Origin of the sequence: Zooshikella sp. RANM57, assembly GCF_050749885.1 — a bacterium.
Taxonomy (GTDB): domain Bacteria; phylum Pseudomonadota; class Gammaproteobacteria; order Pseudomonadales; family Zooshikellaceae; genus Zooshikella.
Genome location: NZ_JBOIUB010000023.1, coordinates 16,661 through 43,163 on the forward strand (window position 1 = coordinate 16,661; position 26,503 = coordinate 43,163).

At 42.1% G+C, this 26,503-nt stretch carries 33 protein-coding genes; 32 read left to right on the forward strand and 1 reads right to left on the reverse strand.

Translation table 11 applies throughout. The features are described 5' to 3' along the window. Nucleotides 1-39 precede the first annotated feature (39 nt). The 4 genes from ACQ96U_RS25685 (at nt 40) to ACQ96U_RS25700 (ending at nt 3,052) form a co-directional block, all read left to right on the forward strand. Complete coding sequence (locus ACQ96U_RS25685; RefSeq protein ID WP_431724139.1) at nt 40-210, forward strand: hypothetical protein; 171 nt, start codon at nt 40-42, stop codon at nt 208-210. After that, nucleotides 210-851, forward strand: a complete 642-nt coding sequence (locus ACQ96U_RS25690) for a hypothetical protein (RefSeq protein WP_431724140.1) — start codon at nt 210-212, stop codon at nt 849-851. Before ACQ96U_RS25685 ends, ACQ96U_RS25690 begins: the two co-directional genes overlap by 1 nt. A gap of 319 nt (nt 852-1,170) precedes the next feature. Continuing rightward, the gene (locus tag ACQ96U_RS25695; protein WP_431724141.1) at nt 1,171-1,446 is read left to right on the forward strand and encodes a helix-turn-helix domain-containing protein; all 276 of its coding nucleotides are present in this window, start codon (nt 1,171-1,173) and stop codon (nt 1,444-1,446) included. Next, nucleotides 1,421-3,052, forward strand: coding sequence for a toprim domain-containing protein (locus ACQ96U_RS25700; RefSeq protein WP_431724142.1), 1,632 nt, complete (start codon nt 1,421-1,423; stop codon nt 3,050-3,052). The genes ACQ96U_RS25695 and ACQ96U_RS25700 overlap by 26 nt, the downstream gene beginning before the upstream one ends. Here ACQ96U_RS25700 and ACQ96U_RS25705 read toward each other — a convergent pair. Beyond that, nucleotides 3,021-3,248, reverse strand: a complete 228-nt coding sequence (locus tag ACQ96U_RS25705; protein WP_431724143.1) for a hypothetical protein — start codon at nt 3,246-3,248, stop codon at nt 3,021-3,023. The two genes, ACQ96U_RS25700 and ACQ96U_RS25705, sit on opposite strands and share 32 nt — an antisense overlap. A gap of 57 nt (nt 3,249-3,305) precedes the next feature. Here ACQ96U_RS25705 and ACQ96U_RS25710 point away from each other — a divergent pair, with 57 nt between their 5' ends. The 28 genes from ACQ96U_RS25710 to ACQ96U_RS25845 all read left to right on the forward strand — a co-directional run bounded on the left by ACQ96U_RS25710 (nt 3,306) and on the right by ACQ96U_RS25845 (nt 26,430). Next, nucleotides 3,306-5,183, forward strand: coding sequence for a DNA polymerase (locus ACQ96U_RS25710; RefSeq protein ID WP_431724144.1), 1,878 nt, complete (start codon nt 3,306-3,308; stop codon nt 5,181-5,183). Between the two features lie 156 nt (nt 5,184-5,339). Beyond that, nucleotides 5,340-5,645: a cell wall hydrolase gene (locus ACQ96U_RS25715; RefSeq protein WP_431724145.1), complete on the forward strand. Its 306-nt coding sequence runs from the start codon at nt 5,340-5,342 to the stop codon at nt 5,643-5,645. A 206-nt stretch (nt 5,646-5,851) separates the two neighbouring features. After that, nucleotides 5,852-6,040, forward strand: a complete 189-nt coding sequence (locus ACQ96U_RS25720) for a hypothetical protein (RefSeq protein WP_431724146.1) — start codon at nt 5,852-5,854, stop codon at nt 6,038-6,040. A gap of 6 nt (nt 6,041-6,046) precedes the next feature. Then, on the forward strand, nt 6,047-6,463 hold the full coding sequence (locus ACQ96U_RS25725) for a hypothetical protein (RefSeq protein ID WP_431724147.1): 417 nt from the start codon (nt 6,047-6,049) through the stop codon (nt 6,461-6,463). Between the two features lie 35 nt (nt 6,464-6,498). Continuing rightward, complete coding sequence (locus ACQ96U_RS25730; RefSeq protein WP_431724148.1) at nt 6,499-7,050, forward strand: hypothetical protein; 552 nt, start codon at nt 6,499-6,501, stop codon at nt 7,048-7,050. Next, nucleotides 7,047-7,226: a hypothetical protein gene (locus ACQ96U_RS25735; protein ID WP_431724149.1), complete on the forward strand. Its 180-nt coding sequence runs from the start codon at nt 7,047-7,049 to the stop codon at nt 7,224-7,226. Before ACQ96U_RS25730 ends, ACQ96U_RS25735 begins: the two co-directional genes overlap by 4 nt. A 2-nt stretch (nt 7,227-7,228) precedes the next feature. Next, nucleotides 7,229-7,462, forward strand: coding sequence for a hypothetical protein (locus tag ACQ96U_RS25740; RefSeq protein WP_431724150.1), 234 nt, complete (start codon nt 7,229-7,231; stop codon nt 7,460-7,462). Then, nucleotides 7,452-8,294, forward strand: coding sequence for a hypothetical protein (locus ACQ96U_RS25745; protein WP_431724151.1), 843 nt, complete (start codon nt 7,452-7,454; stop codon nt 8,292-8,294). The genes ACQ96U_RS25740 and ACQ96U_RS25745 overlap by 11 nt, the downstream gene beginning before the upstream one ends. A gap of 279 nt (nt 8,295-8,573) precedes the next feature. Then, nucleotides 8,574-8,912 carry a hypothetical protein gene (locus ACQ96U_RS25750; protein WP_431724152.1) on the forward strand — a complete coding sequence of 113 codons (339 nt, stop codon included), beginning with the start codon at nt 8,574-8,576 and terminating at the stop codon, nt 8,910-8,912. Next, nucleotides 8,912-9,226: a hypothetical protein gene (locus ACQ96U_RS25755; RefSeq protein WP_431724153.1), complete on the forward strand. Its 315-nt coding sequence runs from the start codon at nt 8,912-8,914 to the stop codon at nt 9,224-9,226. The genes ACQ96U_RS25750 and ACQ96U_RS25755 overlap by 1 nt, the downstream gene beginning before the upstream one ends. After that, nucleotides 9,208-9,492 (forward strand): hypothetical protein, encoded by a 285-nt coding sequence (locus ACQ96U_RS25760; protein ID WP_431724154.1) that lies wholly within the window; start codon nt 9,208-9,210, stop codon nt 9,490-9,492. The genes ACQ96U_RS25755 and ACQ96U_RS25760 overlap by 19 nt, the downstream gene beginning before the upstream one ends. 56 nt (nt 9,493-9,548) lie before the next feature. After that, nucleotides 9,549-10,064, forward strand: coding sequence for a DUF3310 domain-containing protein (locus ACQ96U_RS25765; RefSeq protein WP_431724155.1), 516 nt, complete (start codon nt 9,549-9,551; stop codon nt 10,062-10,064). A 4-nt stretch (nt 10,065-10,068) separates the two neighbouring features. Then, entirely contained in the window at nt 10,069-10,311 is a 243-nt protein-coding gene (locus ACQ96U_RS25770; RefSeq protein WP_431724156.1) for a hypothetical protein, read from the forward strand. A gap of 114 nt (nt 10,312-10,425) precedes the next feature. Beyond that, nucleotides 10,426-10,620, forward strand: a complete 195-nt coding sequence (locus ACQ96U_RS25775) for a hypothetical protein (RefSeq protein WP_431724157.1) — start codon at nt 10,426-10,428, stop codon at nt 10,618-10,620. Next, nucleotides 10,607-10,840 carry a hypothetical protein gene (locus ACQ96U_RS25780; protein ID WP_431724158.1) on the forward strand — a complete coding sequence of 78 codons (234 nt, stop codon included), beginning with the start codon at nt 10,607-10,609 and terminating at the stop codon, nt 10,838-10,840. Before ACQ96U_RS25775 ends, ACQ96U_RS25780 begins: the two co-directional genes overlap by 14 nt. A gap of 3 nt (nt 10,841-10,843) precedes the next feature. Then, nucleotides 10,844-12,388: a portal protein gene (locus ACQ96U_RS25785; protein ID WP_431724159.1), complete on the forward strand. Its 1,545-nt coding sequence runs from the start codon at nt 10,844-10,846 to the stop codon at nt 12,386-12,388. A 186-nt stretch (nt 12,389-12,574) separates the two neighbouring features. Beyond that, complete coding sequence (locus tag ACQ96U_RS25790) at nt 12,575-13,168, forward strand: capsid assembly protein (protein ID WP_431724160.1); 594 nt, start codon at nt 12,575-12,577, stop codon at nt 13,166-13,168. 199 nt (nt 13,169-13,367) lie between these two features. Next, on the forward strand, nt 13,368-14,273 hold the full coding sequence (locus ACQ96U_RS25795; RefSeq protein ID WP_431724161.1) for a hypothetical protein: 906 nt from the start codon (nt 13,368-13,370) through the stop codon (nt 14,271-14,273). A 51-nt stretch (nt 14,274-14,324) separates the two neighbouring features. Beyond that, entirely contained in the window at nt 14,325-14,885 is a 561-nt protein-coding gene (locus ACQ96U_RS25800) for a hypothetical protein (protein WP_431724162.1), read from the forward strand. Nucleotides 14,886-14,888: 3 nt separating this feature from the next. Further along, on the forward strand, nt 14,889-17,660 hold the full coding sequence (locus tag ACQ96U_RS25805; RefSeq protein WP_431724163.1) for a hypothetical protein: 2,772 nt from the start codon (nt 14,889-14,891) through the stop codon (nt 17,658-17,660). After that, nucleotides 17,657-18,103 (forward strand): phage protein Gp13 family protein, encoded by a 447-nt coding sequence (locus ACQ96U_RS25810; protein ID WP_431724164.1) that lies wholly within the window; start codon nt 17,657-17,659, stop codon nt 18,101-18,103. Before ACQ96U_RS25805 ends, ACQ96U_RS25810 begins: the two co-directional genes overlap by 4 nt. Before the next feature lie 2 nt (nt 18,104-18,105). Beyond that, complete coding sequence (locus ACQ96U_RS25815; protein WP_431724165.1) at nt 18,106-18,651, forward strand: virion core protein, T7 gp14 family; 546 nt, start codon at nt 18,106-18,108, stop codon at nt 18,649-18,651. After that, on the forward strand, nt 18,651-20,633 hold the full coding sequence (locus ACQ96U_RS25820) for a hypothetical protein (RefSeq protein WP_431724166.1): 1,983 nt from the start codon (nt 18,651-18,653) through the stop codon (nt 20,631-20,633). The genes ACQ96U_RS25815 and ACQ96U_RS25820 overlap by 1 nt, the downstream gene beginning before the upstream one ends. A 271-nt stretch (nt 20,634-20,904) precedes the next feature. Then, complete coding sequence (locus ACQ96U_RS25825; protein WP_431724167.1) at nt 20,905-23,832, forward strand: hypothetical protein; 2,928 nt, start codon at nt 20,905-20,907, stop codon at nt 23,830-23,832. 20 nt (nt 23,833-23,852) lie between these two features. Then, on the forward strand, nt 23,853-24,887 hold the full coding sequence (locus tag ACQ96U_RS25830; RefSeq protein ID WP_431724168.1) for a phage tail fiber protein: 1,035 nt from the start codon (nt 23,853-23,855) through the stop codon (nt 24,885-24,887). Further along, nucleotides 24,887-25,729, forward strand: a complete 843-nt coding sequence (locus tag ACQ96U_RS25835) for a hypothetical protein (RefSeq protein ID WP_431724169.1) — start codon at nt 24,887-24,889, stop codon at nt 25,727-25,729. The genes ACQ96U_RS25830 and ACQ96U_RS25835 overlap by 1 nt, the downstream gene beginning before the upstream one ends. A gap of 9 nt (nt 25,730-25,738) precedes the next feature. Beyond that, complete coding sequence (locus tag ACQ96U_RS25840) at nt 25,739-26,203, forward strand: tail fiber assembly protein (protein WP_431724170.1); 465 nt, start codon at nt 25,739-25,741, stop codon at nt 26,201-26,203. After that, a complete protein-coding gene (locus ACQ96U_RS25845; RefSeq protein ID WP_431724171.1) occupies nt 26,203-26,430 on the forward strand; it encodes a hypothetical protein in 228 nt (75 codons plus the stop codon). The genes ACQ96U_RS25840 and ACQ96U_RS25845 overlap by 1 nt, the downstream gene beginning before the upstream one ends. Nucleotides 26,431-26,503 lie beyond the last annotated feature (73 nt).

Sequence of the window (26,503 nt, forward strand, 5' to 3'; positions counted from 1 at the left end):
CATTTTAAAAATAATAAATAATTAAAAGGACACACAAGCATGAAGCTCCTAACTTCTGCCTATCTTCACTACTGGGACAAAGGACAACAATTACCTGTAGACCTTGCTATGCGTCTACTTGAAGATGGTATTAACGTAGAAGCGCTAGAACAAAAAGAGCTAGCAAACGATAAATCAAAAAGACAATCACGGAGAACAATTAAGCATTAATGGCATTTGAAAAACATTACTCCCCTCGCGGTATCCTCGGACCCTATCCAAAATTAAATAAGCCAGACACTAAATTCGATGCAGATGGCGTCTACTCTGCCTCTCTCATGGTCCCCCTTGAGAAAGCACAGCGTTTTATAGACAACATTGAAAAGGCTTATGAAGATAACTACCAGACAGTCGTAAGCAAGCTTAAGCGTGGCAAAAAGCCTCCTAAAAAAGCCGACATGCCCTATGAAGTTGAAGACGACACAGTAACATTTAAATTTAAATTAAAGGCCACTGTAACCAAGAAAGACGGCACCACCTTTGAACGGCGTCCAGCTCTCTTTGACTCCAAAGGAAAAATCATTAAGGAAGATGTGCTTATCGGGCAGGGTAGTGTGGTCCAGTTCGCATCTGTCTTTTACTTCTGGCAGTCTCCAACACTAGGCGTAGGACTCACATTGCAGCCTGAAGCTGTCAAAGTATTCCACCGTGAAGAGCCTTCATACGAACCTGACGCAGACGCTTATGACTTTGATGAAGACGAGGACGGCTACAGCGTAGAAGACGAGATGTCCGAGGGCGGGGAAGAGGACACCCCAGACAATAACTATACACCAGAAGAAGGAGATGACGAGGAACCAGAAGACTTCTAAGTGCCTACAGTACAAATAAAACCCCTCTCAGTTAACGAAGCTTACTACTTTAAGAAAGTTAAAACGGCAAAATACAGAACTTATTGCGTAGCTTTAAAAGCGCTTTTACCAGACTTAGAAATACCCAAAGGCCCCTTAAAGCTTCAAATACTTGTCGGCTTCAGTAGTAAGCTTTCCGATGTCGATAACCCATTAAAACCTTTTATTGATGTTCTTCAAGCTCGCTATGGTTTTAACGACCGCAATGTATTTGACCTTAATATACGAAAATGCATTGTTAAAAAGGGTAGCGAGTTTATAACCTTTGAGATAACTTCTTATGACCCAACAACAGAATGTAGTTGCCCACATTGCAAAGTATGGCAGCATTTCCAGCGTAGAAGCCTTTACACGGTATAAAATACTACGGCTTGCGGCTGTCATTGATACACTTAAGAAAGTCTACAAAATACCTTTTATAGCAGGATATGAGGAGGGAATTTACACCTACAGATTCCGTCCAGATGCCCATGAACGTCTCAAAGATATGCAGCAGTTAAGGAGCCTTGCAGATAAATACAACGTTGGACTTGTCGTCAACCGTAGTTGCGCGTGAAGAATGTCCCGCGTGCGGCTCTAGAGATAACGTAGCAGTATACGACGACGGCCATAAAACATGTTACACACCAAGTTGCACCTATCATGTAAAAGTAGGAGGACAAGAAAAAAGGAGAGTAAATAAAATAGAAAAAAGCAGCACTTTAATTGAAGGCTCATTTAAAGCTCTACGTAAACGCCAAATATCTGAAGAAACCTGTCGTAAATTAAAATACCGTATAGGTAAATTCAAAGGCCAGACAGTACATATAGCTGATTATGTGTGTCCAAAAACCTTGGCTGTTGTCGCTCAAAAAATCAGATTCCCCGATAAATCATTTACTATCCTTGGCAACGCTAGACAACTACCTTTCTTTGGTTGGCAGGCGTGGCGCAACGGTGGCCGTAAGCTCGTAATCACTGAAGGTGAGATAGATGCGCTCACAGTCTCAGAAATTCAAGGTAATAAATATCCTGTCGTCTCTCTCCCGAATGGCGCGGGTTCTGTCAAAAAGACCCTATTAGAAAACAAGGCTTATCTTGATGGCTTCGAAGAAATTATCTTCATGCTCGATAATGATGAGCCAGGGCAAAAAGCTACTGAAGACGCTTGTCGTCTGCTTGGCGCCAAAGCGCGTATAGCATCCCTACCTTATAAAGACCCCAGCGAAGCTCATACAGCAGGCGAGGGGAAGCTTATTATTGGCGCTGTCTGGAACGCTAAACCTTACAAACCCTCATGTATCCTAACAGGTGAGGAGGTCCTAGAACGCGGCTACCAAGACCCATTAATGGGCTTATCGTGGCCTTGGCCGACCCTCACAGCCGCTACTTATGGTAAGCGTGTACACGAGATGTATGCCATTGGCTCAGGGACTGGTTGTGGTAAAACAGACATGCTCAAGGAAGACATAGCGCATAACATAGCGGTTCACGGCGAAAAGTGTATGACCTTCTTGCTTGAGGAGCCTAATGTCGAGCTGACCTTAAACACAATCGCAGGCAAGATAGACTCAACGCTTTATCATGTCCCCAACACAGAGTACGACAAGCAACGTTTTCACGACACCCGAAAGCTAGTCGCTAAAAACCTGCTCATGTATCAGGTAGATGGCAACACAGAACCTGAAGACATCTTAGACTACATCAGGATTGGCGTTGAGGGCTATGGAGCTAAACACGTTTATCTGGACCACATTACATACATCATGGACGCAGTAGGCGACAGTAGCGCCCTAGACACTCTAAAAACGTTTATGCGTGGTCTTAATGATTTAAATAAAGAGCTGCCATTTACGCTTTATTACGTGTCCCATTTACGTAAAAAGGACGGCAAAAAGAGCCATGAGGAGGGTGGTCGTGTAACGCTTGACGACTTCGCAGGAGGTAAGGCCAATGTCCAATACGCTAACTTTACCTTTGCTTTAGAGCGGGACCAGCAATCATCAAATAACGACATTAAAAACCTGACAACATTTCGTGTGCTTAAAGATAGATATACAGGCCAGTCTACAGGTACCACCTTTAAACTACAGTACAATCCAGAGACTGGCCGGAAGCTTGAAGCGCCTAAAGAGGATTATAACTTTCCAACTAATGAAGAGCAGGCCCCGTCCGACTTCTAAAGGTGTTTAAAGCCTCTGCAGCTTTGTGTATAGGTGCGATTATCTCTACTAAAGCTTCTTTTATTATCCTGATTTCCTCTGCGCTTATGTTTCCTTTTTCAGTCGCAGTAGCTAACCCTGAATCTACATGTTCAATAGATTCTATTACTGCTTTTAATTCGTCCAACGCCATATTTAGTGTTACTTCCTTAGCCATGATAACTCCTTTGTACCGAATTAATACATTGCTCACATTATAACCATAAGGAGAAACTTGTCTTCAATAATTTTTGATATAGAAACCAACGGCCTCTTAGACTCTCTCACAAAAATACACTGCATCTGCACCTACGATAAAAACACACAAGAAAGCCTATCATTCCGTCCTAAAGATATTGTGGACGCAGTTATTTATCTTGAAAAAGCAGATGAATTAATTGCACATAATGGATTTTGGTTCGACTTTTTAGCTATCGAAAAGCTTTTCCCGAAATGGAAACCTCGCGGAATCCTTCGTGACTCCATTGCAGAAAGCCGTGTTATTTATTCCAACCTGAAAGATTTAGACTTTAAAAGAGCGCAAAAAGGTAACTATAGTCTACCGCCAAAATGGTATGGACTGCATCGCTTAGAAGCGTGGGGTTGTCGCTTAAAGGAATATAAAGGTGCCTTTGGTAAATCTACAGATTGGACACATTTTACTGAAGAGATGCTGTCCTACTGTGAGCAAGACGTAGTAGTGACGCGGCGTTTAGTTGAGCTTCTCGAAAAGAAAAACTACTCACCACAAGCTTTATACCATGAAAACCGAATGTCTCAGCTCATGGCAAAACAAGAGCAGAATGGTTTCTATTTTAATAAAAAAGAGGCAGTAAAACTTTATCAGCAGTTAGCACAGAAAAGGGCTGATATTAAAAAAGAATTAATATTCACTTTTGGCTGGTGGAATAAAAAAGGAGAAGTAAAGAAGCCACAAAAAACAATTAACTATAAGGACCCACTAAGAGCTAGTCCCGTAGAAGGTGCACCATATACACCTTTCACACGTATTGTCTTTAATCCTGCAAGCCGCCAACAAATTATTTTAAGGCTTAAACAATTATATGGATGGGTGCCTCTCAAGTTTACCAAGAAAGGTAATCCAAAAATTGATGAGGACGTCTTAAGCCACTTAAACAACCCCCATGCAAAAATTCTCTGCAAATACTTAACGATAGACAAACGCATAGGCCAGCTAGCAGAAGGTGATAAGGCTTGGTTACGCCATGAACGAGACAGCTTCTTGCATGGCTATGTGAACCCAAATGGTACTGTTACAGGGCGCGCCGCACACTCAAACCCTAACATGGGACAAATACCAAGTACTAAAGCTGAGTATGGTAAAGAATGCCGCTCACTGTTCACTGTGCCTGATGGGTGGGTACTTCTAGGCTCTGACGCTGAACAGCTAGAACTACGTGTCATGGGCCACTACATGGCGCGGTATGACAAAGGTAAATACATCAAAGCCATTGAAGCGGGCGACATCCATTGGACCAACACTCTGGCATTAGAGCTAGTCCCCCAAGGTACTGTTAGAGATAAACATAATCCTGAACATGAATATGCCCGAGATGTTATATCAAAGCGTTTTGTTTACTTACTGGTTTATGGTGGTGGTGATGAGCTTGCAGGGACAGTAATTAAACCAGATGCACCTCCAGAAATGCGTAAAAAGCTAGGAAGAAAATATAAAAATAAATTACTTAAAAACCTTCCAGCACTAAAACGCCTTCTTAAAGTAGTCAAAGAGAAAGTCAAAACGCAGGGCTACATTGTAAGCCTCGACGGACGCCATATTCCTATTGCTCGGGACTACACCGCGCTTAATTACTTATTACAAAGTGCTGGCGCTGTTATCTGTAAGCGCTGGCTTTTAGAAATCGAGGACATGTGCGCTGAAGCTGGCCTTAAGCATGGCTGGGATGGTGACTTTGCCTTATGCGCATGGGTTCATGATGAGGTCCAGATAGCTTGCCGCTCTCAAGAAGTCGCAGAGCAAATAGGTGAAATCTGTAAGCAAGCAATGAAGAAAGTACAAGAAGTATTTAATTTCAGGTGCCCATTAGCCGCTGGTGTAAAAATTGGCAACTCGTGGGCAGAAACTCACTAAACGAGAAAATAAATAATTAAAAGGATAGATAAATTATGCGTGGTCGTAATTCTTCTAGTATTGCCCGTCTTCGTAGCTGTAAAAGCCGAACAGCAGCAAGACGAGCGCGAATGTCTAGCTCTGAACATGTACCACGAAGCGAGGAGCGAGGGGATTATGGGACAGTTAGCAGTAGCAGAGGTTACTCTGGCACGTGTCCAAGCATCTTCGTGGCCGACGACATTGTGTGCAGTGGTATATCAGAGACACCAATTTGCATGGACAGCGGATTCTCTGACTGATGAAATGCTGGAGCCTGAAGCCCGTCAACTGGCTTATCTTCTGGCAGACCTAGTACTCAGCGGACACCAAACGAATTATACGAAAGGTGCTACTCACTATCATACAGTAAACATTAAGCCCTACTGGGCCAGTGAGCTGCAGCAGACCGTCATTATTAAAAATCACATTTTCTATAAGTAAATAATTATGGATAAAAACAACTGGTGTAAACCTTTATGCTTAGCTCTTTTAAGTATTATTTTATTCTTCGTATTTTATGGTCTTATATTTAGTCCGTTTAAAATTTTAATATCTATCTTATGCATTTTACTATGTGGAATTGGCTTCATTGGTGGTATAGCTTGGACCCAACATGAAGACAACAAGAAGAGAGTAGGCAAATAATTATGGACGAAATTAAACAGGTCATATTAGCGAATAAATGGGCTTGTATAGGATTTTTTCTTGTTTCAATAGCGCTAGGTATTGCTATAGGAACCTTTAAAGCTTTTCTAGGTATTTTCGCCTTTTTTATAGGCTGGACTTGTCTCTGTAAACACAATGAAAAAGCTACTAAAGCATGGAAAGGAGAATAAATAATTATGCCTACTCGTGAAGGTTTGAAGAAACATTGGAAAGAGGTTGAAGCATTTAAAAATGGTGAAACTATCCAATTTCGTTTAGATACTTGCTATGCATGGAAGGATATAGAAGACCCATCATTTACTGCAAACTGTAAGTACCGTGTGAAGCCTGAAGAAACCTACGCACTGGGTGACATTGTAGAGGTCTTTAACAACGTGTGTTCTTGGGGCTACTTTAAAATAGTGCGCACAGATACTTCACGCTACTGTCTTATTAGTTGTCGCGATGGCGACCGTTGGAGTGCTGGCGGTCACTTCACTGGAGGCAGCTTACAAATCCCTAAGAGCATCTTATGTGACTGTTCTACTGTCTCCTTAAAGAAAATACCATACTGTGATTTCCTGAGAGCTGAGTCTAAAAGGCTTCATTATTAATTCTTTTAAATAAAAAAATAAGGAATAAATTAATTATGGCTACGCGTGAAGATATTCAAAAAAATTGGGAAGTAATTAAGGCTTTTAAAGACGGTAAAACTATTCAATTTTATATTAACGTTACTAATGAATGGGAGGATATAAAAGACCCATCATTTGATGCACACCATAAGTACCGAGTGAAGCCTGAGACTTTTGCGTTAGGTGATATTTTAGAAGTCAAAGGTCGCGCAATCCTCTTTGAAAAAGACTTTTATAGAGTTACACAGACCAGTCCAGTTACATATAACTTGGTCAACATGCGAACATATAAGCGCTTGATACCTATTGGAGTGCGCGCGCCTTCATTCTATGGAGACCCTAAGCATGTCCCTGTAGACATCCTAGTAGACGACTACATGAAGTACACCTTTAAAAAGGTGACATATGAGGACTTCATAAAAGCAGAAGCTGAGAAAATGAAGACAGCTTGGGTGAAGGATGAATTCTCAAAAGCAATGCATAATCAAAGACCTCTGCCTCACTTCCTTGGAATCAACGCATTCTCAACTAATCGTACCTCAATTTTACAGGACCCCTTTGCATGATTGAATTAGCACTTGAAGACGGCCTTATAAAAGTAAAAGATTTAAAGCAGTTTCTAGCTGAAAATGATATTCCTGACGACTGCTATATAGAAATAGACGGCTTTGGTAGTCCTGCAGGCACTCCAGCAGACAGCGCTCTATATGACCCAACAACTAATAGCTTACTTTTTGATTAATTATGAAAGAATGTACATTAACTGACACAGGCTTCATTACAACAAAAGACGACAGTAGCTTTGATTTAACTAGCTATGGCGAGCTTACTATGAGTGACTGCCTTAAGTTCATGCACACTTGTGGAGTTCCTGAAGACATTGTTTTAAATATCCGTGATTTACAAGGAGACTGCCACCGTGTAAGCCGTATTTATTACAACCAACAAGAAGAAGGAGCCTTAATATTTGAAGTCTAGCCGAATAGGGCTTTTAGACGCCGATTTACTAGCTTATCAAGCAGCCGCTGCAGCACAGACCACCATAGACTGGGGCAACGATTGGTGGACATACCACGCAGACGCCCGCCGCATCAGAGAAATACTTGACGTAAAAATAAAGAATATAAGCCAGACGTGCACGCTGGATGAAGTAATTATGTGTTTCTCTGATACTGAAAATTTTCGCATGAAAGTTTACCCGCTGTATAAAAGCCATCGAAAAGATGTCCCTAAGCCGTGCGGATACCCTGCAGCAGTCGCATACCTTGAAGATAATTATACGATATATCGCAGGCCCTCCCTTGAAGCTGATGATGTCATGGGCATTTTGGCTACATGGCCTGCATTTAAGCGTGGTTGCACAAAGATAATTGTGTCTGAAGATAAAGATTTAAAGACGATACCAGACGTTTATATCTACAACCCAAACCGTGACTTAGAGCCGGAATTTAATTCAAAAGAAGTCGCAGATTACCACTTTTACCTGCAGACCCTCACTGGTGATACAACGGACGGTTACCCTGGCTGTCCAGGTATTGGTGACAGTGTTGCTGTTGAATTGCTGAAAGATAAGCTCAAGTTCGAAGCATACACCTACCAATTTAAGAAGGGACCCCGCAAAGGTACAACGCAGCAGCGGTGGACTAAGAGCAAGTCTGAAAGTCCATGGACCTCAATTGTGTCCTGCTATTTACGCGCTGGTCTGGCTGAAGACGATGCAATAGAACAAGCTCGTTGTGCTCGCATTTTGAGAGCATGTGATTATGACTTTAAGAAAAAAGAGGTAATTTTATGGTCCCCGAAAATATAAAAAATAGAGAGAAAGTACTTGAGCTAATTAAGAGGGTGGAATTTAGGCATTGTAGAGCTACTGAATCTATCATGTGTACAATAACACTAGACACACCCAAGGCTGCACAAGTACGTGGATGCGTAGTGATTCACCCTTTCCATGAGCTTAGATTCAACTCAGGTACACCAAAAGATGAAGCTTACAATTTAGCGTTAGGCCATCTAGCTGCTACTTATGAAAAGTTCCATGATGCTAGACACAGACTGGGACTGGACTAGATAAATAAGAGGTAATTTTATGGACTCCTTAAAATCTCGAAGTGAACTTCTTGATGACATTAAGGCTTTAATTGACAGCGTAGAGTTTATTTATCGTGAGGACATAGTTATATGTCTTATTCGCCTGAAAAATAAAAAATATTTTGTAGGTAATGCACCCTGTCATGGTGTGATGAAAGCGCCAGTCCGTGCTCCAAGGGGGAAATCTGAAGACTTTGCTTACCACGATGCTTTGCTCCAGATATATAAAATTAGTGAAAACCATGCAGAGTATGCAGCCTGTGTTCAGCTAGCAGAGGAAGAAAAAGAAGAAGAACCAAAGAACACAAGCAAGCCTAAACGTAAATGGAGGTTGTGATGGTTAGAGACGCATTTATGACAGAAATGGAGTCGCTAATAACCAAGACAGAAAAAGTGACAAGTGATGTAAATTCTAAATATATGCTTGTTGAAGTTGCAATTAAAATGGGTGAGAAAAGACACAGCCTAACTAGGTATATACCTAAATCAGAAGATGCAGTAATAAACATAAAAAACACTACAAAGGCAAAAGAAGAACTACACACCCGCTTACTCAATACACTTTTAGACTACTATATGCAGTACAAGAGAAGTGTCGAGTTTCTAGGACTAGATACATATGAGGTAATTTTATGGTCCCCGAAAATTTAGCATATAAAGACGAAATTTTTAAACTGATTCGTAGTGTCAGTTTTCATCATGTACGCAATGCTCCTAGATGTTGTTATACAGTTATTTGCTATGTAGACATACCTGATAAGCGTTTAGTTGCTTATACTCATGTAGATTCAGAAAAAGAAATAGGTAAAGGTAAGATAGAAGCCTACAATATAGCTATAAAAAAGATGTCAAAAAAATATGAGAAATATATGAAACATAAAGACTTTCTAGGACTATCCAAATGGCCCCCGAATTAATATTCCTCACGCTTTCCCTAACATTCTATTTAAATACATAAGGAAACATTAAACACTTGAATTTTAAAGTTGGCGATAGAGTAGCCGTAAAACCTGCATACACATCCCCTTATGACACTTGGTATAGACCACTAAAAATAGACCTCAACAAAATTTACACTGTAACGCATGTTAAAACCATATGGAGTGAACCGCATATAAGGTTAAATGGTGTGTCTGGTATGTTTGTGTCAGGTACCTATTTTGAGCTGGTCTACCCCACACCTACTAAGTCAAAAGAAGTCACTCTTAAGTTCGATGAAGCCAAGTACCTATTAGACCTTGAAGACTACATCAAGAATACATACAGCCAGCATTACGCAGCCTCCAAACCCTTACAGACCGCTGAGCTTATCTATACAGACCCTGAACGCGGTCTAGCCTACACGTTAGGCAACATCATTAAATACGCTGACCGCTTTGGTAAAAAGTGCGGTAAAAATAAAACGGATTTACAAAAAATAGCTCACTACGCAATACACGCTATGTACTGCTTAGACAAACAAAAACAAGAAGAAAATAAAGGAGAATAAAAAGATGTTAAACAGTAAAGTCTCAGAGATTGAAATACAGTTCCGAAGAAAGCTTGCAGATGTTGTGAAGACCCGTGCATCTAAGGTCACACGTATTCTTGGCGTTATCGAAAAGCTAGGAAAACGGATGGACACACATGAGAAAGAACAACAAGCAGCTCAAAAATTATTAGATAAATTTCCAATGGTGCCCAATGGCGAAAAAGAAGAAAAAGCAGAAAAAGATACACCAAATAACAGCAAATGATTTAATCGAGCTTATTGCTTCTGAAGTCAAAAGGAATGGCTCAATGGAGCTTAAGCGCTTCTTAGATAACAATACAGCAGATGTAGAGCGTTATATTGTTCATAAGGTTGACTAATGGAAATTGATTTAACACTTCACCGTGAAGTTATACCTTACTTAGAGTACTACTTTCCAAGGCAGCTACCTACTCCTTCACAATCTCATGTTGAAATCATATGGGACGCAGGACCACAACGAACAATTGAATTTTTAAAAGCAAAATTAAAAGAACAGGAGGAAAACGCTTTTATAAGTAATGTGCAAATCTAGTAGACCAAAAATAGTACAACAACCAGAACCCGCTAAGCCTGCACCATCCCCTGAACCCTCACCAACGCCCGTACAGACCGCCGAAACAGATAAAGGCAAAGTAGACAGTCCCGCCGCTAAAAAAGCTCAGAAAAAGAAAGGACGGTCCTCGCTGCGTATCAATAGGGCAACTAATGTCGCAGGTGGGACAGGTTCAGGTCTAAATATTAATGCGAGTTAATTATTGGAGAATAAAAACAAAAATACAGCAGAAGCACGCTATCAAGTCTTAAAGACTGAAAGAGAGTCTTTTCTGTCTCGTGCTCGTAAGTGTGCTGAGCTAACTATCCCTACCTTAGTACCTCATTCAGGCGCTAACAGTAGTACAAACTTTGCGACTCCCTATCAATCAATTGGTGCTCGCGCTGTAAATTATTTAGCGTCTCGCTTTTTGCTTACCCTTTTACCACCTAATTCCCCGTTTTATCGCCTTAAAGTTGATGAAGACGTTGAAATACCAGAAGGCCAAAAGGCTGAAGTAGAGCAAGGCTTAACGGTTATTGAAGCGCTCGTTATGAACGAAATTGAGCAGCTAGCTTTACGTGTAGCAGCCTACGAGACCCTGAAACATTTAATTGTTGCAGGTAACACCTTAATTTATTTGGACCCTGATAAGGACAATGCGCGTGTCTTCCACCTATCATCCTATGTTGTCTCTAGGGACCCTATGGATGCTCTATTAGAGATAATCACGCACGAAAAAATAAGTCCCTCAACGCTGCCTCAAGATGTCTTAAAATTTCTTGCAGATGGCAGCCACGACAAGCTAGAGGCATTAACAAAAGAGAAGACATTAAACTTATACCGACATGTAAAACGTGTTCGTAATCAGTGGATCTCATATGAAGAAATTAATGGAAAAGAGCTACCAAAGACACGCGCTATATACCCGCTAGAAGGCTCACCATGGCTACCCCTACGCTTTATTAAAGTAGACGGTGAGAGCTATGGACGGTCCTATGTTGAACAATATTATGGAGACCTTCATTCTACTGAGCGCCTTTCTAAAGCCATCGTAGAGGCATCTGTCGCTGCTTCACGTATCCTCTTATTAATTGAGCCAAACGGGATTACCAGAGCCAAAGACATACAAGAAGCTGAAAATGGAGATGCAATTAAAGGTAGTCGCAAAGATGTTAACTTTTTACAGCTCGATAAATTTGCTGATTTAAAGACAGCTAGTAGCACTCTCGACCAACTCATACAGCGCCTTGCTACAGCATTCTTGATGCACTCTAGCGTACAACGTGACGCTGAGCGTGTGACCGCTGAAGAAATACGTTATATGGCGCAGGAGCTAGAGACAGCTTTAGGTGGCGTCTATTCAATTCTGAGTCAAGAATTTCAAATGCCTTTGGTCCGTGTCCTTTTAATGCGATTACAACGCAAAGGCCGTATACCACCACTCTTTAATAAAGTTAAACCCTACATTACCACAGGCTTAGAGGCTTTGGGACGCGGTCAAGATTTAGAGAAAGTATTGCGTTGGTTTGAAATCCTCAAGGGGAATTTATCACCGGAAGAATTCCAGAAAGAAATAAAGTCTCGTAATTTTATTGAGCGCACAGCCTCCTTTCTAAGTATTAACTCTGCAGATTACTTAAAGACTAACAAGGAGAAGAACGCAGAAGCAGAGCAACAAGAGAACGCAGCAAATCAACAAGCAATGCAAGAAGCACTGACAAGAGCAGCGCCTCAAGTAGCCAATAATTTAACCAAAGGAGAATAACAACTGACTGAAGCCACCGTAACCGCTGAAGCGTACAATCCACAAGAGCACGCCCAAGCTACACAACAGTTAAACCAAGGGACTACAACACAGCCCACAGGACAGCCACAGAGCCAGCCTGAAGTCTCTAAACCAGAAAATACTACACCTGCCTTACCTGATGGCTTTAATTCTTATGATGAGTTTGTGGCAGCCTATAACAAGCTAAAAGAAACACAGGCCAACCCCCAGCAAACCACAGAAGAAAATAAAGGAACAACTGAAGTTAAAAGCCTCGTAGAACAGGCTGGACTTAACTTTGATGGTTTCCAAGACGAATATATCAACAGCGGCCAATTATCAGAAGAAAGCTACCAAAAACTAGAAAAAGCAGGCTTTCCAAAGTCGATTGTTGACGCTCATATTGATGGCCTTAAAGCCTCTGAAACACTCCAAATGAACGAGCTTAGCGAGCTAGCAGGAGGTAGTGATAATTTAAATAAGATACTTGAATGGGCTGCTAAAAGTCTCGCAGCAGACGAGATAGAGTCCTATAACGCCATCACTGAAACCGGCGATATGAAGCAAGTATCACTCGCTTTGACAGGTCTTAAAGCCAAGTATGAAGCGGCTTTGGGCACTATGAATGCGACTACATATGCAGGAGCACAAACAGCAACTGCTCCAGACATTTTCAATTCTATGGAAGATGTCCAGAAAGCTATGAGTGACGAACGCTACTGGACAGATGCCACCTATAACGCAGAAGTAACTGAGAAGTTACGACGTAGCATCCTTTAATAAAAACACTTCTTAAAAATCCTTTCGGCAAAGCCTTCAGCGCTTTGTCACTATCCGCAACGGAGAAAACCCAATAAGCACAAATAATAATTATAACGTTTCATTTGCTGGTCAAGAGAACCTTTCAGGAGACGACCGCAAACTGTTGGAAACAAAATTCGCTGGTGAAGTATTAACGATGTTCCACAGCGAAAACATTATGATGAATAAGCACCGCGTGAAATTTATCCGTGGCGCTTCCTCTGAGAGTTTCCCTTTAGTTGGCTCCACTGGTGCTAAATACCACACACCTGGTCAACGCCTTGAGCCTGACCCAATTGCACACGCTAAGCGTATTGCAACTGTTGATGGTCTTATGGTGAGCACAGTATTCACCGATAGATTGCACCGTGCCTTGACTCACTTTGATGTGTTGGCCCCCTACACAAAAGAGTGTGCAGAAGCGCTATCAGATGCTGTCGATAAAAATATACTGCGCATGGCGTGCAAAGCGTCATTTATTACCAATGAAGCCCAGTGTAAAGATGTTGGCCTGACACCTGTTAAAGGTGAGACTTTTACAAATAATATTCAATTAAATAAGAAAGACGACGAATTTAAAGCCATTGAGCTTTATAACGCTTTACTCAAAGCTCGTACAGAATTTAAAAATAAAAAAGTACGTGGCCGTCCTTACGTTATCCTACGTCCAGACCAGTATGCAGCTCTCTTGACTGATACAGATGTTGGTAAGCTGGTCACTATGCATAAAGACGTAGGCGGCCAAGGCTCTGTTGCAGAAGGCACTATTGGCCGTCTTGCAGGCTTTGATATTTACGAGTCCATTAACTTGCCCGATGAGGACGAAAGCGCAGGTCTTATAGATACACCAGAGTTTCCAGACCGCGCCGATGCATATCGCGGGGACTACTCTAAAGTGGTTGGTCTTATCATGATGCCAGATGCTGTCTGTACGCTTAAAGCGATGGACATCACCACTGAATCTAAGTACATGATGGAATATCAAGGCGACTTTATTGTGGCGAAGTACGCGATGGGACACAACATCTTACGTCCTGCTTGCGCTATTTCCATTCTTAAGAAAACCACAGCAACAACACGCTAATTTAATTTAACTACAGGGGGCCTCGTGCTCCCTTTTTCTTCCTAAATAAAAATGAGTGAACTTGTTTTAAATGCAGTTAATGAAATGCTGCTCTCCATCGGTGAGAGTCCAGTAACGACGCTAGATAGCGGCCTATTAGAAGCTAAAACAGCTTTACAAATATTGGACCGAGAAAGCACCCGAATACAGTCTATTGGCTACCCATTTAACACTGAAGAAAATTTCCCATTAATTAGAGATATTGAGGGAATTATTTATCTTCCTGAAAATACTTTACGTGTTGAAAGTAAGGCAATAGCTAATGGTGAAATTAAAGTACGTGGTAATAGATTATACAACGCAAAAGAAAGAAGCTTCTTATTTAGCTCAACAATAAATGTAGATTTAATTTTAAAGCTGCTTTTTGATGAGCTGCCAGAAAGTGGACGGACATACATCACTTTGAAAGCCGCACGTATCTTTCAAGACAGGCTTATAGGCGACGGAAATGTTCACGGCTATCAACAAAATGATGAAGAAATGGCTCGCTATTACTTTCTACAAGAAGTGGACACTAAAAAATACAACATATTTGATGGTCCCTTACAACGTGAATTATGGAGATATATTTAATTATTGAGCATTGTAAATTCCTTACCAAACTTAATTAATGGTGTCTCACAGCAGCCCCCAAATATACGTTTGAAAACCCAATGCGAGGAACAGATAAACGCCGTAAGCAGTGTAGTTTACGGCTTACAGAAAAGACCATGCTCTCAGCATCTCGCTAAAATACTTGATACAAGCTTAAGCGGTGCCTTTGTCCACACTATTAACCGTGACAAATACGAAAAGTATGTTGTTGTTGTTGGTAATGAAAATATCCGTGTATTTGATTTAGACGGAAGAGAGCGAACAGTCCATAAGCCGAATGGAGTTGACTACCTAAAAGCACATGACACAACGACAGCCTTTTCAGCTATCACAGTTGCAGACCACACCTTCATAGTTAATAAAACACGTAAAACTGCAGCCTACGACCCAACAAAAGCTTTAAATCTGACGCCAATTAATCAGCGCTACCAAGTAATAAATATCAAACCAATTAGCCCATGGTACAGAGACGAACTATTTGATAACCGAAAAGGTTACAAGAAATGGTTCAGGTGTTGGTCTATGTACCGTGTATACGTCAATGGCCGCCTCTATTCTCTATCGGCACAAAACATTGGTGCGTCTGCGTTTGCAACCTACCTTGCAGCGCGTCTCAGTGACGAATTAGGCGTGCTTGTAGTCAACAATGGGCTTAACGTTGAGATACCCCTAGGCACTTCTCAAGCACTCTACAGCGTACAGGACATCTCAGCTATGGGTGTCTTAAAGTGGGACGAGGAAGTTAGCTGGGGCGGTACACGCGGCAACACAAGGAAAGTCAAAAGGATAAACCCACGATGTGTGCTACAGACAATCGGTGGTGTTGCCACAGTAAGCACAACAACAAGAAATATAGGTTATAAAAGCCCTAATGGTGAAGTCTTACCAGCACCAACACCTAAAAATAAAATGGGTATCGTCCACATTCGTCAAGGCGATTATGGGACAACCTATAAAGTCTTAATTAATAATTCAGTTGTTGCCAGTTACACGACACCAGACAAAGACAGGACAGCAGTACAGACCACAGCTATTGCAACCCAGCTACATACACAGTTAATGAAGCTACAAGCAACATACACAATATCACTAAGTAACAATGTCATCGCAATAACAGCCAAAAATGTAGACCATGATTTTGTCCTGACATGTAGTGACAGCTTAGGCGATAAAGCGATGTATGCTTGTAAGGGACGTGTCCAAGCTTTCACAAACTTGCCTGCAACTTGCTTTCATGGCTTCACTATAAAAGTCGCAGGTGAGAATGGCGTCTCTGCAGATGATTATTATGTCCAATACCAAGAAAACACGGACAACGAGAGTACGTCTGGCTCATGGGTAGAAGTAGCTAAACCAGGTCTTAATAGATGTCCAGCGCCTAGCACTATGCCGCATAGACTGGTCTCGAATGCCGACGGCACGTTCACCTTTGAGTCCATCGAGTGGGATGCACGTAAGGCAGGCGACGAGGATACAGCCCCTGAACCCTCATTTATTAATAAAACAATTAGTGATGTTTTCTTCTTTAAAAATCGCTTAGGACTTCTCTCTGATGAAAATATTATTTTTAGTGAGTTAGGCTCTTATTATAATTTCTACCCAACAACAGTCGTTCAGAGCTTAGAGACACACCCTATAGATGTCGCAGTGACAAACGATACAGTCTCTTTATTACGTCATGCGGTCCCCTTTAACGAGACCTTACTTTTATTCTCGGACCTCACTCAATTTATTATACGAGGACAAGACAGGCTAAGCCCTGAGACGGTCTCAGTAGACGTCACCACGCGCTTTGAATGTGAGCTTAAAGCTAAGCCTGTAGGTGCTGGAAAGAACGTCTATTTTAGTACGAGACGCGGTAATAACGCAGGCATCAGGGAATATTATGTTGACCCTGAGAGTGAAGTAAACGACGCTGCAGATATCACCTCACACTGTCCAACGTATATTAAAGGTAGCGTTAGGCATCTCTCAGCGTCTTCAAATGAGGACGTATTGTTAACGGTCACAGACCAAGACCCAACCTCTTTATACATCTACTCCTATTACTGGCAGGGCAACGAGAAGCTACAAAGCGCATGGGGAAAATGGCAGCTAGACGGTGTTATTTTAGCAGCTACCTTTATTGAGTCTGATATTGTCATTGTTGTAGACCGAGCTGATGGCGTCTGCTTAGAGCGCATCACATTGACCCGTGATAATGAGCCAGTCTCTCGTGGGTTTCCTACCGAAATACTTTTAGATAGACGCGTATTTGTAGCTAAAGGCAGCGCTAAACCTTTCACAGCAGACGATTTAATAGCTGTTGATGTGTCCGGCAATGTATATGACGAAGAAAGTCTAAATGCATTTTTCAATGAAGGCGCTAAAGCAGACTGCTATGTTGGTGTCCCTTATAAATTTAGATACCAATTTTCACAACAGGTGGCCCGAGACAACAATAACGTTGCTATTTTAAGCGGTCGTCTGCAGCTACATCAGTTCACTGTGGCATATGTGAATACAGGCTATTTCCAAGCCATCGTAAAGCCAGATGCTAGAGCCGAAAGGGTTTATACATTTACTGGTCGTATTATCGGCTCACTTGATAACCGCGTTTCAGAAGTTCCCATAGAAAGCGGTATCTTTAAATTTAATGTGCTTGCTGAAGCAAAAACGGTGGACATCAGTTTAGAGTCCTCCTCCCACTTACCTTTAACTTTTCAATCCGCCGAATGGAAAGCAAAACTACGCAGGACAGCACAACGAATATGATAATTACACAAAAATCAAAAATAGAAGATTGTTATAAGCTTGCAGCTACTCTATGTGAGCAAGACAGGCGCGAATTGGAGGCACTGAAATCTGACCCTCTTGTATCCCTTAAAACTGCCTTAAAGTCAACGGTACTGTGCCGTTCAGCATTTGATAAAGACGGTAAAATAATTGCGATGTTTGGTATAAATCAAGATGGGAGGTGTGTGGTCCCATGGCTTTTATCAAGTACCGAAATTAAAAAGCATAAAAGACAATTATATGTGTGGGGACGTATCTTTATACGTCGTTATTTAAAGGATTACCCACATATGACAAACATTGTCCATGCAGAAAATAAGCAGGCCATACGCTTTTTAAAACATTTAGGAGCACATTTTAAAGCCCATTTTAAGTACAACAAGACACATTTTGTATCATTTGAGTTTATAAGAGATAAATAAATATGTGTGATGCGACACTAGCATTCGCAGGAATACAGGCGGCTGTAACAGCCTACAGTATTAAAGAACAAAGTAATCAGGCTAAATACCAGAACGATTTAGCAGAGTACAACACAAACCGCCAAAACGAAGCCCTCCAAGCTGACAATAAATATCAAAACACACAGCTAAACATGCAAGAAGCTGAAGAAGCCGACGCAGTTACAGACGAAAAGATGCGGATACAGCGAGAGACCCAAAAGCGTGTCGCAGAGGCCCGCGTAAGTGCTTCTGAGGGTGGAGTGGCTGGCCTCTCTATAGATAGCTTGGTAAACGACATTATTCGTCAAGGCGCTAACAACGTAAGCACAGTGCAACGTAACTTTGAGTCGTCTTCGTGGCAACGTGGCCGTGAGAAAGAGGCGCTTTATAAACGGACACAATACGGCTTAGGTCGTCATACAGAGTACAGAGCAAACAAGCTAGCTAAGTCTGTAGGCTCAGCATTACAAATCGCTGGGAGTGGCGCTCAGGCTTATAGAAACGCAGGAGGAACGTTCACTAATTAATGGCACGACAGAAGACACAAGAACAGGAACAATATAGACGACAGGTTAAGGCCAATTACACGCCTACATTTCGTGGTGCAGGACGCTCAACGGGTTTTATAGATCCTCAATCAAATAGCCTATTACAAGGCATTTCTGCACTTGCAAATGTAGGTGCGTCAGTGAACAGAGAGCAGAAGCAGGCCAGCTTTGAAAGTGAGGCTTTGGCCGCCCGTGAGAACCTGAGAGGGTTTAAACGAGAGCTTGGGGCCTATCTTGAAAATACATCAGATAAAGGACTTGGAGACCCTTCAAGCTATCAAGAAGACATCGACGAGCTGCGCCAGAAGTACTTTAGTAGCTTGAGTAATGAGAAGATTAAAGCCCAAGTTAATACTGAAGTTGATGTCCATTTAAAAAGTCAATTTGGAGCGCTGCAGGAGTACGCAGCAGGCCAACAGCGGGAAAAGCTAGGGAAGTCCACATTACTGTCCGCGCTTGAAGATACACAACAGTTGCTTGCTAATGAGGAAATGGATAGAGCGCAGGCAGTAAGTAAGCTACAGGCTACCGCTAAGTATTTGATGGAGTCTGAAGCTATTGCTATGTCTCCTGAAGCAGTCGGTAAGTATCTCGTCGAATTACAGGAGATGGCTGGAGAAGACAACGATACACTTATAGCTGAAGCCTTTGCCAACAGTGAGTTTGTCCCCGTCCCTATGCGGGCTGACTTGAAGCAGCTCAAGGACCGCGCAGAAGCCCTCAAGCCAGCTCAACGTGAGCTTATGCGGTTAGACTTGCAGCCAACAATTGAAAGTCTCAGTGAGAAAAATAAGCTAACCCGTGGCTGGTTCAAGCCTTATGTTAAAAAGGGACTATTCTCTGCTAATGAGGTGTCCCACTATTTAAATAAACAAAAACAAGTACAGCAAGATATTGCAAAACAATATTCGTACTTAAAAATCTTTGGTCAAAAAGATTTAAAATATTACTCAGGCAAAGAGCAGCAAGAAATAATTAAATATAACCACGCTCGTTTATTAAAAGAGTTAGGTGCAGAGAAAGGCCAGCGGCAGTTTAATGTGCTGCTTAGAGAAAATGGCGTTGTTTATAAAGCTTATGGAAATGTCCTAAAAGCTGGTTTAACTACTGTGGGCACCCATGCAAATACTGAGGATGAATTACCGCGCAACTTTCAAGAGGGCTACGCGCTGTATCAGGATTTAAAAGGCTTAGGGATGTCTCACGCACACCTCAGTGATGAAGATGCTTTAGCCTATAGCGCTATAGAGTCTCACATGGAGCTGTTTGGGAGTACATTAACTGAAGCCTATAACACATATGCCCAATTTAAAAATAATCCTCACGCCACACAGGTAAGGCTTAACGCTTTTGACCGTACTAATTTGTCAGATTCTATACGTAGAAAGCTAGGTGATGCGAAGAATTATCAAGATGTTATACCGCGTTATGCTAAGCGTGTACAAGATTTAATGGCAATTGGAATTCCACAAGATAAAGCAAAAGAGAAAGTCTTAGAGCGTGCTGAAAACACGTATGCAGTAATTAATGGCTCCTTATTCAATAAACGACATTTTGGTCCAACATTCGATAAAGAGAAAGTCGAGAAAAATGTTAATGTGCTTTTAAATTACATAAAAGCTAATTATGCAGATGTGGACGAAGATGCTGACCTGTCATTAATGCCACTTGATGGTGGTTTGTATGTAGTCGTTGATGAGCTAGGTGTTCCGTACTCAGACAAGCATGGTAAACAATATAAATTCACACATCATGAATTAATGGGTGAAGGTAAAAATACAGCCTCAGCTCTTATTAATGATGAAAAATTAAAAGAGTTTAGAGCTAACATGAAGCGGAACCAAGAGCGTGAAAGAGAGAAACGTGAGTCAATTTACAGCTACACGAAAGGCTTCCCCAACGCTAATAAATACAGTAAATATAGAACATATCCAGTAGCAGGAGACGCAGATAAACAATAATAATGAAGGATTAAATCATGACATTGAAAACCTTGTAAACACTACTGCAGAGCTTGGGAACGCTACAGATACTGAAACAATAATTCAACCTGTCACCAGTGATTTACAGTATCAGCAATACAATGATTATGTAGAAAAATTAGAAGACGAAAAAGCCAAAAATACTAGTTTTGTTGATGTAGCCAAAGCTGCCGCTGAGCAGAACTGGATTGAAGCTCAGGTATATAAGCAATTTGAGCGTGACAAAGTCCTACCTGACGCGAACTGGACAGTGACGCCAGAACAGTACCAACAGCTGCTTGAAGGCATCCCTGAAGACCTGCACGACGAATTCAACGAAGCCTACAGTTTAGAACACGCTTTTCAAATTAAAGGTGAAATACAAGACGCTCTTAAAGTGCAAGATGATTTAATGGCTCATGGGCCTGTTGTGGGCATAGGAGCAGCGCTTGCTGCGTCTATAGCAGACCCTGCAGCTATTGGCCTTACCATGGCGACTGAAGGGCTTGCAGCGCCTGCTCTAATTGGCATGAAGGCAAACCGCTTACGTCGTATTATTGCGGCTGGCCTTGCAAGTTCTGCAAGTGCTGCAGTTGTTGAAGGCTCGCTTGCCGCTATGGACCCCACAATTGACAGTAGTGATGTCCTTATCTCAATGGCTGGAGCCTTCGTGTTAGGTAGCGCTGTGTCTACTTATAGAACACGCTTTGATGGCTTGGTAGACGACTACAGGCGTGCTTTAGAGCTGGAACAATTTAGGCAGGCTGGCGGAGAACTTGATGAGAAAGGCCGCAAGTATTACGCACGTTTTCTTGATGAAGACGGTAACATGCCTTCACCTGACGACACTAACTCACGCTTGGCGCGTACGCTTGCACAAGGCGACGAGATAAGTACAACGTTTGGTGCTATTCGTGCAGACCGCGCAGGAATTAACTACAACTCTGATATGCAGGAAGTCAGAGAGATATCCGCTAAGCTTTTTACTGACTCGCTGGGAGGTGGAGGCCAGAAGGTAGAAGAGACCGCGTCATTATGGAAACGTATGACCGTAGATAAATATATGGTTCGTTTCAATAAAAGTTTAGAAAAGAATTTTAATAATTATTTACGTGACCAAGGTAAATCAACGGTTGCCTCAAGTTTAAAGCACAATGAGCGTCTGGCATTTAATGAGTTAGTCACTCGTGCTGTCCGTGGAGAAGCCATTGATAATCCTTATGTACAAGCACATGCAGCAACTGCGCGCGAGATTTATAGCGATGTTTTAACACTGCTAAAGAATCCTGCAGGTCGCGAAAACTTACCGAATGCTGTAGCTGTAAAAGGCGCTGATGAGGTCAATTATAGCGATACTTATATTAATCGGCGTTGGAGTGCAGGTCGCTTAGTTGGTGCTATACAACGTGAGGGGTACTCTAATGTACAGTCCAGTATTGCCCGCTCATTCCATAATGTAGATGGGGACGCGGCTATGGAGCTTGCAGGGGCAGTTATGGATATAGTTATCTCATCTAAAAAAGAGGTTGTCCACTTGCCAGCATTAAATAAGTTAGTCGATGAGAATATGGCAGAATATTTAATGCGTGAGCTAGGACTTGATGCAGATAAAGCTGTGAAAACAGCCAAAATAATGAAAAAGGCTATTAAAAGAAATGATTCAGGCAAAGTAAGTAATTTAAAAAGTCGTATTGATTTAGACGAGTCAAAGATAACTGCCTATTTAGAAAATGATTCAGAGCTGCTTATACATAACTACTTAAACTCTATGGTAGGCCATGCAGCCCTTGCTAGACAAGGCTTTGAGAGTGAGTCAGCTTTTAAAGCAGCATTAGACAACATTAAGAAAGCACGCGATTATTCCCCAGGTAAAAATAAAAGACAGCAGACCCGCTATCAGTTAGAAATTAAAAACCTGCAGGATGCATACGACCACCTCGTAGGTCGTCCTATTGATGTGGACCCCTCAAGTACTTGGAGCCGTGCAAATAGAGTTATGCGGAAAATGCAGTTTGCACGCGTTATGAACCAAGTAGGCTTCGCTCAATTAATGGAAATAGGCAACCTATTATCCCATGTTGGTCTAAAAGCTACTTTGCAGCACGTCCCTAGCCTACGTTATGCATTCTCACGTATGGACGACGGAGCATTTAGAGATGCACTGCAAGAAGAGCTTTCAGACGCCATAGGAGGCTGGTGTAATGGCCGTTCTCTGCATACATCCACAGTTCGCACAGATGAATTTAATGCAGCGTATGGCGGCAATAAGAGCACGATGGACAGTGTAGAGAATGCTCTGGACCAAATGAATAAGTTAACTGCTGATTTATCTGGTTTCCACGCAGTAAACAGTCTTTTACAGAACTTAGCAATGAAAGGAATGGCTCAACGATTTCTAGATTACGCTAAAAAAGGGCGTAAGATTATGTCTAAAAAGAGGCTGCGAGAGTTGGGTATTGATGACGAATTACTTACAAAAATATCACGAGAGTTTGAGAAAGCAGACCATGTAAACGGTAAATTGACCCGCATGAACTTTCATGAGTGGGACCCTGATGTATACGCTAAATTCTCGTATTCAATGCGTTCATGGGGCAGCCGCATTATTCAAGAACAGGATTTTGGAGATGGTATACCTTACTTGATGACCAAAGAGTTAGGGAAAACTTTGCTGCAATTCAGGACTTTTATGATAACTGCGTACTCAAAACAGTTACTGCATAGCATGAAGCACAGGGACATGCAGACCTTTAGCTTTTTCATGTTCACGACTGCTTTTTCTGGTCTCGTGTACACGATGCAGACTCACGTACAAGCTGTAGGACTCAAAAATAAAGAAGAATTTTTAGAGCGGCGATTGAGTCCTGAAGCTATCGCAAAAGCAAGCTTTCAGCGGTCCTCATACGCTTCTATTTTCCCTATGCTCATTGACAGTTTTGCAGAGATATTTACAGGAGATCCGTATTTTGGCGCACGTACAACAGAACTAGCTACAAATTTATGGACAGGTAACGCAAGCTACGACTTCTTACAAAAGTCTGTCTCAAGCTTCTCTGCAATGAGTAAAGCTATGTTGCGCGATGACTATAACTTTAATCAAGAGGACTGGTACAACACACGCAGTATTATTCCTTTTCAAAACACATTGATAATTCAACAAGCATTAAAAAATATTGGTGCGGAATTTCCGCGTTATTAAATGGAGGATTAAATTAATTAATGGCTTTATCTTATAAAGATTATTTAGCCGATGGACAAACAAAAACATTCGCAATTCCCTTTCCCTTTTTCCATGCTGACGACATTAAAGTGTATGTCGCTGGCAAGCTAACAGACCGCCAAATCGACAATAAAGTTGTCCACTTAACAGCAGCACCAGCTACTAATGTTGTGGTCCGTGTAAAGCGTGAGACCCCGCTACATGAGCGCGCTGTAGACTTTTATGACGGCGCTATTCTCTCTGAAGAAGTCTTAGACCGAGCAAACGAGCAGCTATTTTATGTAGCTCAGGAAGTTAAGGATTACACAGAGGGCCTACTACGCATGTTCGATGATGGGCATTTCAACGCTTTAAATAGGCGTATACGGCAGGTTGCAGACCCGCAAGAGGACAACGACGTTGTGAATCTAGGGTTTATGAAAGCTCAGTACATCCCAGCCGCCAAAGCTGAAGCAGACAGGGCAGAGGAAGCCCGCAGCCGTACAGGAACTACTTACTACAGCACTGTGAAAATTAAAGAGATGACGCAACAGATTAAGGATGAAACTGTGGCTGTTAAAGTGGCTGTCGATGATATGTGGGTACGTACAAGGGCAGAGAAAGACCAAGCAAGTGTACATAAAGACAAGGCTAAAGGAGAAGCAGATAGAGCTTACAATGAGGCTAACAGAGCTGTCTCAGAAGCTAACAGAGCTAAAGGAGAAGCTGAACGCGCTAAAGACTATGTAGATAAATACAAGCCAGGTGTTAAAGGTTCTTGGGTTTTTTCAGATTATCGCAATTGGGCAACTGATGATGTAGGGGCAGGGGGAGCTGCTTTTTATAATGATAATGGTGCGTATAAAGCACTTATGATTGCTGGTAACGCTTCTGGTCCTAATGGAATCAGAACAGTAAAACTATTTGATGATTTATATGTTGCTGGAGTTTCTTACGTTGCAGGCAATGAGGTTTATCACAAAGGAAACATAACAATCAGTCCCAACGCCCCAAGTGGCGGTGGTAATGGGTTTATTTGGTTTAAATATAGTTAATGGCAGAACCTTTTTTTAATGTTAATGGGACATGGAAAAGCCTTGATACTGCATATGTAAATGTTAATGGGACATGGAAAGAAACGGATGTCTACGTCAACGTAAATGGCACATGGAAGCTTGTCTCACTTAAACGTGTAGCTGTTGGTGGTGGCGCCAATTTTGACCTTTTTGGTGCTGTGAAACCCCTTATAGGCAGCGCTGGTAATATTGAAATAACACTTAATGGGACATACCAAGCTACTGCAACTACACACGCTGCACTGGGCCTTAGTAATGCGCTCGCAGGCCGCAAGGTCCGTATCATCAACAATGGCCTTATTATTGGTAAAGAAGGTGTTGGAGGCCCCGGCCAGTGGCAGACAGGCAGCGCAGGGGCATCAGGAGGTACGGCCATTTGGATAGACCCACACCACGGATGCCGCTCTCTGGAATTTTATAACAACCCCGGAGCGCGTGTATACGCTGGAGGCGGTGGAGGTGGAGGCGGTGGTGGTGTACGTATTCGCAAGCGTATTGATGACTCGCATAAAGCTGTTGAGTCTAAAGGTGGTCACGGAGGGCGGGGCGCAGGCAGTGGCGGCGGAGCGACCGGAGGTGGTGGAGGAACTACAGACCACGACTACCCATTGTGGTCAACTGGAGGGACTGGAGGTACAGGCGGTAACTATGGTACTGCAGGTGGACATGGCGGCGCAGGATATGGCTACAATCAAAGTGTAAGTGGGAACTTTCATGGCGGAGGAGCTGGAGGCGCTGCAGGCATTGCTATTCACAATGTAGGCACTATTAAATTAACAGGCTATACAGACACAAGCCGAATCGTTGGAAGGAGAATTTAAAACTAATTAATGCAATTTAAAATAATTAAACATGATGAAACCACAGGCACAATTGATGTTGAATTAGAAAATGGTTTTATCGTAAATGTTGGACTCGATTCATTATTCATTGAAGACAACCCCACAGAACAGGAACTATTAACAGCATTATCCACTGTTTTACCTGACCCAGCCTACTTTGAAAGGCATATACCTAAAGCGGCTGTGCTCACCTCTATGCTCAACAAAGAGTATACCACTACTGATGTGCAGGGATGCGCAGAGCCGTGCACATGGGACACCATACGGGGCCACAGGACTAACTTACTACGAGGCTGTGACTGGACCCAAATTGAAGACAACACGCTTACAAAAGGCCAGCGTAAAGACTGGGCTTCCTATCGTCAAAAACTAAGAGATATTCCACAAGCATACACAGAGCCGCAAGCTGTAGCGTGGCCTGAACAACCAGAAACAGGAGAATTACAGATATAGTGCTGGAATGCATTAAAAACTCAATCCCTGCTTTAATAGCTTTAGCAATTGGCTTTGGTAGTTATGCGATAACTGTCGAGCAACGCCTAAGTCGAATAGAAGCAAATCAACAACACCAAGAAAGCTTAAACGACTCAGTAAAAGCGCTAACACAACTGATGTACAAAATGGATAAGCGTACAGCATTAATTGAGGCTGAGGTCTTTGGAACGCGACCGGAATTATAAAAAAGAATACCGAGAATATCACAGTAAACCCGCTCAGAAAAAACGCCGTGCATCGCGCAATGCAGCGCGGCGC

Bases quoted from the DNA above. Each gene is read 5' to 3' on its own strand.
- ACQ96U_RS25705 (WP_431724143.1), bottom strand. From the start codon at position 3,248: ATGGCTAAGGAAGTAACACTAAATATGGCGTTGGACGAATTAAAAGCA.
- ACQ96U_RS25735 (WP_431724149.1), top strand. From the start codon at position 7,047: ATGATTGAATTAGCACTTGAAGACGGCCTTATAAAAGTAAAAGATTTA.
- ACQ96U_RS25690 (WP_431724140.1), top strand. From the start codon at position 210: ATGGCATTTGAAAAACATTACTCCCCTCGCGGTATCCTCGGACCCTAT.
- ACQ96U_RS25795 (WP_431724161.1), top strand. From the start codon at position 13,368: ATGATGAATAAGCACCGCGTGAAATTTATCCGTGGCGCTTCCTCTGAG.
- ACQ96U_RS25685 (WP_431724139.1), top strand. From the start codon at position 40: ATGAAGCTCCTAACTTCTGCCTATCTTCACTACTGGGACAAAGGACAA.
- ACQ96U_RS25725 (WP_431724147.1), top strand. From the start codon at position 6,047: ATGCCTACTCGTGAAGGTTTGAAGAAACATTGGAAAGAGGTTGAAGCA.
- ACQ96U_RS25840 (WP_431724170.1), top strand. From the start codon at position 25,739: ATGCAATTTAAAATAATTAAACATGATGAAACCACAGGCACAATTGAT.
- ACQ96U_RS25730 (WP_431724148.1), top strand. From the start codon at position 6,499: ATGGCTACGCGTGAAGATATTCAAAAAAATTGGGAAGTAATTAAGGCT.
- ACQ96U_RS25750 (WP_431724152.1), top strand. From the start codon at position 8,574: ATGGACTCCTTAAAATCTCGAAGTGAACTTCTTGATGACATTAAGGCT.
- ACQ96U_RS25695 (WP_431724141.1), top strand. From the start codon at position 1,171: ATGACCCAACAACAGAATGTAGTTGCCCACATTGCAAAGTATGGCAGC.
- ACQ96U_RS25830 (WP_431724168.1), top strand. From the start codon at position 23,853: ATGGCTTTATCTTATAAAGATTATTTAGCCGATGGACAAACAAAAACA.
- ACQ96U_RS25740 (WP_431724150.1), top strand. From the start codon at position 7,229: ATGAAAGAATGTACATTAACTGACACAGGCTTCATTACAACAAAAGAC.
- ACQ96U_RS25715 (WP_431724145.1), top strand. From the start codon at position 5,340: ATGGGACAGTTAGCAGTAGCAGAGGTTACTCTGGCACGTGTCCAAGCA.
- ACQ96U_RS25775 (WP_431724157.1), top strand. From the start codon at position 10,426: ATGGAAATTGATTTAACACTTCACCGTGAAGTTATACCTTACTTAGAG.
- ACQ96U_RS25815 (WP_431724165.1), top strand. From the start codon at position 18,106: ATGTGTGATGCGACACTAGCATTCGCAGGAATACAGGCGGCTGTAACA.
- ACQ96U_RS25770 (WP_431724156.1), top strand. From the start codon at position 10,069: ATGTTAAACAGTAAAGTCTCAGAGATTGAAATACAGTTCCGAAGAAAG.
- ACQ96U_RS25820 (WP_431724166.1), top strand. From the start codon at position 18,651: ATGGCACGACAGAAGACACAAGAACAGGAACAATATAGACGACAGGTT.
- ACQ96U_RS25810 (WP_431724164.1), top strand. From the start codon at position 17,657: ATGATAATTACACAAAAATCAAAAATAGAAGATTGTTATAAGCTTGCA.
- ACQ96U_RS25720 (WP_431724146.1), top strand. From the start codon at position 5,852: ATGGACGAAATTAAACAGGTCATATTAGCGAATAAATGGGCTTGTATA.
- ACQ96U_RS25780 (WP_431724158.1), top strand. From the start codon at position 10,607: ATGTGCAAATCTAGTAGACCAAAAATAGTACAACAACCAGAACCCGCT.
- ACQ96U_RS25755 (WP_431724153.1), top strand. From the start codon at position 8,912: ATGGTTAGAGACGCATTTATGACAGAAATGGAGTCGCTAATAACCAAG.
- ACQ96U_RS25800 (WP_431724162.1), top strand. From the start codon at position 14,325: ATGAGTGAACTTGTTTTAAATGCAGTTAATGAAATGCTGCTCTCCATC.
- ACQ96U_RS25760 (WP_431724154.1), top strand. From the start codon at position 9,208: ATGGTCCCCGAAAATTTAGCATATAAAGACGAAATTTTTAAACTGATT.
- ACQ96U_RS25835 (WP_431724169.1), top strand. From the start codon at position 24,887: ATGGCAGAACCTTTTTTTAATGTTAATGGGACATGGAAAAGCCTTGAT.